Origin of the sequence: Bifidobacterium sp. RTP21102st3_E2_RTP21102_210122, from assembly GCF_040916945.1 — a bacterium.
In the GTDB taxonomy this organism is placed as follows: Bacteria; Actinomycetota; Actinomycetes; order Actinomycetales; family Bifidobacteriaceae; genus Bifidobacterium; species Bifidobacterium longum.
Genome location: NZ_JBCPAN010000017.1, coordinates 1,150 through 1,911, shown reverse-complemented (window position 1 = coordinate 1,911; position 762 = coordinate 1,150). Strand labels below are relative to the sequence as shown.

The following is a 762-nucleotide window of genomic DNA, read 5'->3' as shown; positions in this document are numbered from 1 at the left end:
GTCACAGTTCAGATGATGTTACAAGGCTACTTTCTTTGACAGACACAAGTACACTCATTAAGGATTATATCTTATGAAATTTGAGTTTTCTTTACAACGAAACACAAAGTTAAAATCTCTAAACATGGTTATCAACTCTAACGATAGATTACATCCACAAGTCAAGGCGAAAATGACAAGACACATTAGAAATTTAGCTTTATATCAAGTAACAAGTGAAATGCCAAGAAAACATGTCCCGTTTTCACATAAAAGACCGTGCGAGGTGACTGTCACAGTGTTTAGTCCTACAAAATCAAAACTTGATCCGCCTAATCTTTATCCGACTGTCAAAGCTATCATAGATGGTATGACTGATGCGGGAATTTGGGTAGATGATAATTACAAAGTTATTAAATCAATGACTTTTAGGTATGGTGGCTTGAGCGGAGAAAAAGGGTATTACAAGATTGTTTTTGACATAGAGGAGGTTTAGATGATAAATAAATGCTTAAAGGCAGTTGTTTTATTTTTGATGTTAATATCATTATCTGGATGCCATAAGTTGGATAAAGGTATTGTGATTGATAAATACATAGACCACTCATACGTTACATATATCTATACGGGAAAAGTTATGGTACCAGTATTCTATCCCGAAAAGTATTTGATAAAAATAAAAGGCAAAATTGATAAAAAGGAAATAAAAGAAACTTTTTCATTAAAAAAATCAGAGTGGGAAAATATAAAAATCGGTGATGTTTATGAGTTAAGGGATGACTA

General features: G+C 32.4%; 2 protein-coding genes. Both read left to right on the top strand.

Going from position 1 to position 762, the window contains the following annotated elements; translation table 11 throughout:
* Positions 1-73: 73 nt before the first annotated feature.
* Positions 74-475 (top strand): hypothetical protein, encoded by a 402-nt coding sequence (locus AB5287_RS09895; RefSeq protein WP_101800543.1) that lies wholly within the window; start codon positions 74-76, stop codon positions 473-475.
* Positions 476-762 (top strand): hypothetical protein (locus AB5287_RS09890; RefSeq protein WP_368221161.1); only part of this gene is annotated, 287 nt, incomplete at its 3' end.